This window comes from Haladaptatus sp., from assembly GCF_049589095.1.
In the GTDB taxonomy this organism is placed as follows: Archaea; Halobacteriota; Halobacteria; order Halobacteriales; family Haladaptataceae; genus Haladaptatus.
In genome coordinates, this window is sequence record NZ_JBAWAC010000622.1 from 1 (window position 1) to 3,681 (window position 3,681).

Sequence of the window (3,681 nt, forward strand, 5' to 3'; positions counted from 1 at the left end):
CACGATGCCACAGCTACCATCGCCCACCAACGTCCCGTGAACCGTCGCTCCACTTTGGGTGGTGAACCGAACGTCGCCACCGCCCTTCGGTGGCGCGGTGCCGGTCGTCGTTTCCCCAGTTGTTTCCTCGCTCGTCTCTTGAGTGGTGGTTTCCGACGTCGTTTCCTCGTCCGTCGTCGAACTCGTACTCGTCTCCGTTCCGGATCCCGTCTCCGTCGTTCCCGTTCCGGCTCCCGCCTTCGTCGTTCGTTTCCCGTCGGGCGTCCCGGTACTCGTCGATACCTTCTTACCGCCGGACGAACAGCCAGCGAGTGTCGCCGTCGCTGCGACTCCGACCGCTCGGAGGAGACGACGCCGTGTCGGCGTTTCGCTCATTGCTCGAACACTCCTTCCAGGGGGGTTAATTATACGCGAGCTAATGTCGGTCGTTCAACGAACGAACGACTGTTTACACCGTTTTCGGACGCTCTCGAACTGTTTCTGTCACTTCGATTTCCGTCGATTTTGAGACTTCGATCGTCGTTTTCTTGCCGTTCCCGAAAACAGTTAACCGTCGGCCGCGTACACACCGCCAATGCTGCTGGTGTTGTGTGTGGACCTCGACGACGATCTCGGCCGGAAGACGGGCTTTAATACGCCGGTCGTCGGTCGGGACGAGGTCGAGGCCGCCGCCGTCGCGCTCGCCACCGCAGACCCCGAGGACAGCGACGTGAACGTCATGTTCGAGGGCGTCCACCTCTACGACCGAATCCAATCCGACGAGAGCGTCGAAGTCGCGATCGTCACCGGCAACGAGGGGAGTGATATCAGCGCCAACCGGGAAGTCGGCGAGGAAGTGGATACCGTGTTGGCGAGCATCAACACCAGCGAGGAGATCACGACCGTCATCGTCACCGACGGAGCACAGGACGAGAGCGTCATCCCGGTCATCCGTTCGCGTATTCCCGTGGACGGCGTCCGCCGCGTCGTCGTCCGGCAGGCACAGGACTTGGAGTCGATGTACTACACCATCAAGCAGGTGCTGGACGACCCCGAAACCCGCGGGACGATTCTGGTCCCGCTCGGCATCCTGATGCTCATCTACCCCCTCGCGCTCGCGGCCGACCGACTCGGCATGCCCGGCGGGGCCGTGTTCGGCGGGACGTCCGCCCTCCTCGGACTTTACATCCTCTTCCGTGGTCTGGGTCTCGAACGGTTGGTCGATCGCTTCGCGGAGAAAACCCGGGCGAGCCTCTACTCCGGTCGCGTGACGCTCATCACCTACGTCGTCGCCGCCGCACTGCTCGTCATCGGCGGCGTCAGCGGCGACAACACCCTCGATTCCAACCAACACCAACACGACGGTAACAGCCTGGGCGCGCTTCGCGTCCTCGCGGCGCTCATCTACGGCGCAGTCGTCTGGTTCTCGGCCGCCGGGATCACCTCCAGCCTCGGCCAGATCACCGACGAATACCTCGCCGACGATTTCAAGTGGCGCTACCTCAACGCGCCGTTCTACGTCCTCGCGATCGGCGGCGTTCTCTACGCCGTCAGCGCGTACTTCCTCAGCCGCGCCTCGCTCGAATTCCTCGCCGGGATGCTCACCGCCGGAACCCTGCTCGGCCTGACGAGCACCCTCATCTTCGCCATCGCCGAATCGCGCTATTCGAGGTCAGGACAGGCACGAGCGAGCTAAAATTTCGGTTTCACGAATTTCGTCCGTTCTACTTCTACAATTCCGTCCTTCTGAGTGGCGCGCGCTGACGGGACGGTTCGGCCGAACTGCTGGCCGAACTGTCTCGGAAAATACGTGCGAGGTTTCGCGAGCGGTAGCGAGCGAACGGCTCGTCAGAGCGAAGCTCTGACGGTGGATGAGTGAGCGACCGGAGGGAGCGAAGGAATCGGCTGGGGAGGCGTGTGGGCTGTTGCGGTGCGGTTTCATTGCCGCTCGGTATTTGTAGTCACAGTAAAATTAGCACTTTCTCGTAACGACTGGCCGTCTAAAACCGCTAAAGAGCCAAAAACCCAACTACCGATCTCTACATGAAGTCCGCGATTCCGGACTGTTTGTTCTTGTCGTTCTCGAAGACGCTCTCCAGCGAGCGCTCCAGGATCCGCAACCGCTGTTTGGTGTACTCGCGGCAGTCGTACTCCTCGGCGACCTGTAGCGCGGTGTCCATGTACTTGTTCACCGAGCCTTGGTGCACCGTCAGGTTCACCCGGCCGCCGCACTCCCGGCAGTCGCCGGAGAGAGGCATTCGCCGATACTTCACGCCGCAGTCGAGACACCGGGTTTCCTGCCGCGAGAACGCACGAAGGTTCCCGATGAGGTCCGGCAGGAAGTGCCCCTCGATGACGCGCTCGGCCACGTCCGTCTCATCGACTGCTCGCGTCTTCCGGGCCAGTTCCAACTGGGCATTCATCTTGTCCATCATCGACCCGAGCGTCTTGTACGCCGAGAGGTCCGGCCCGAGCGCGATGTTCGAGGTGTCGTGCGTGTGCCGGAAGCCGGTGTACTCGCGGTCGGTGCCCAGATACTCCTCCGCGATGGTGATGTCCACGTCCTCCGGGTCCGCCATCTCCAGCGTCGCCTCGTAGAACTCGCGGGGATACCGGTCCACGATGTCCATGTTGTGCGCCTCGTCGTCGATCTCCGAGGGGTCGATGCGCGAGGACATCACCAGCGGCGCGTCCATCTGCCCACCGCGCTTGTCCGGCAGGAACTCCTTCGAGAAGTTGAGCAGGCCGTCCATCAGCAACATCACGCAGTCCTCGTCGCCGTCGCACTGACCAACATAGAGGTCGTTTGCGACGAGCGTATGAGTATCCGAAACCGTAACAGAGTAAGTCCGTTCAATATCGCTCTCTACAACTTCTACTGATTTCACCTCATCAAGCCACAGGTCGCCACCGTCACCGAATAGACGCTGAGTACGCACGGGAACCGCATTAAGTGCATCTTGCAACGCTTTGGACTTTCTATCGAGGTCAAACCCGATACTCTCGGCAAAACGAACAGCGTTTTCCGAAGTTATCTTGAGAACCCACGATTCGAATTCTGGAACCGGCTCCTGCTCATAGAATTCAGCAACTGCTCCTGTCGAAGGTCGTCGCAGTTCGCTATACACCTTGGTTGTGATTCCGAATCGCTTCAGTACCGCAACAAGGTCGTCTTTTAGCTCATCGCTTATCGTGGATGCTCTGATGTCGATTCTCTCACTTGAGGTACTGCCGTCCCCACTGAAATATCCGCGCAGATATTCCCGAAGAACCTGTTGTGGTGAGTTCCAGAGACACTGAGGAATCCGTTTTTCTTCTGCGCTTGAACCTACTTTTAGAACTTCGTCAAACAGCAGTGCAACGAGACGACTTGAGGTAGTAACCTTCCATTCATTTTCTTCATACGGAGACACTGAAAGCTTGTTCTCCAGTGTCTGGATGATGTGATTTCGGGGTGCCTCATCAGGAACACAAATCGTCGTTTGGTAGAACTCTCCTTCCTCACGTCGAGTGAAACCCTCGGCTGTGTAATAGCCGAGGACTCGTCCCATATCCTCATCAATACTCAGCATTCTATTGACCGACGCTGTATCTCGACAAACACCGAGCATGATGTCGTCCGGCAGGATTTGGACTAACTGGTCCTTTCCGAATAGCTCCACGAATACAGCTACGGGAACACTATCTCGATTCACCCAATTG

The 3,681-nt window shown here is 58.9% G+C and carries 2 protein-coding genes and 1 pseudogene; 1 reads left to right on the top strand and 2 read right to left on the bottom strand.

Translation table 11 applies throughout. The features are described from left to right. A pseudogene (locus tag WBV42_RS19755) lies at positions 1–375 on the bottom strand (alpha/beta hydrolase); the annotation flags it as partial. Positions 376–574: 199 nt separating this feature from the next. On the opposite strand from WBV42_RS19755, the gene WBV42_RS19760 reads away from it, so the two are divergent. Then, positions 575–1,675, top strand: coding sequence for a DUF373 family protein (locus WBV42_RS19760; RefSeq protein ID WP_423987563.1), 1,101 nt, complete (start codon positions 575–577; stop codon positions 1,673–1,675). 343 nt (positions 1,676–2,018) lie between these two features. On the opposite strand, the gene WBV42_RS19765 is transcribed toward WBV42_RS19760, so the two are convergent. Next, a partial coding sequence (locus WBV42_RS19765; protein WP_423987564.1) for an LAGLIDADG family homing endonuclease occupies positions 2,019–3,681 on the bottom strand: 1,663 nt, incomplete at its 5' end.

Bases quoted from the DNA above. Each gene is read 5' to 3' on its own strand.
- WBV42_RS19760 (WP_423987563.1), top strand. From the start codon at position 575: ATGCTGCTGGTGTTGTGTGTGGACCTCGACGACGATCTCGGCCGGAAG.